We start from the raw sequence: 516 nt of genomic DNA on the forward strand, positions 1-516 counted from the left end.
CGGGGGTGCCGGTGTCGTCGCTCAGGGCGATCACCGGCGCCGCCACGCGGGTGTCCACCGTCACAGCCAGCGCGGTGGAGGTCTGCACGTTCCCCGCGTCGTCGGTGACCTGCACCGTGACGCTGTAGTCCCCGTCCGCCAGTTCCGGGGCGGTAAAGGTCCACGTCCCGTCCGTCAGTGTCGCCGGGTAAGCCGTCCCGTTGATCAGCACCTGCACGCTGATCACGTCGGCGTCGATACTGCCCAGCGTGAACGCCGGCGTGGTGTCGCGGGTGATGTTGTCGCTGTTGCTGCTGCCGCTGTCTGACGCATCCGCCAGATCGATGGTCGGCACCGACAGCGTGGTGTCGACGGTGAAGGTCAGTGAGGACGTTGCGGTGTTGCCGGCCAGGTCGGTGACGGTGGCCACAATGGTGTGGTCGCCGTCGGCCAGCGCGGTGCTGTCAATATGCCACTGCCCGTCCGCGTCCTTCGTCGCCGCCAGCGGCTTACCGCCGTCGATGCTCACCATCACGC

At 68.0% G+C, this 516-nt stretch carries 1 protein-coding gene; it reads right to left on the reverse strand.

Translation table 11 applies throughout. From position 1 onward, the window contains the following. The coding region (locus OOJ59_RS27945; protein WP_268063558.1) for an Ig-like domain-containing protein at window positions 1-516 on the reverse strand (516 nt) is incomplete at both ends.

Origin of the sequence: Citrobacter sp. W9 (genome assembly GCF_026719375.1) — a bacterium.
Lineage (GTDB): Bacteria > Pseudomonadota > Gammaproteobacteria > Enterobacterales > Enterobacteriaceae > Citrobacter > Citrobacter werkmanii.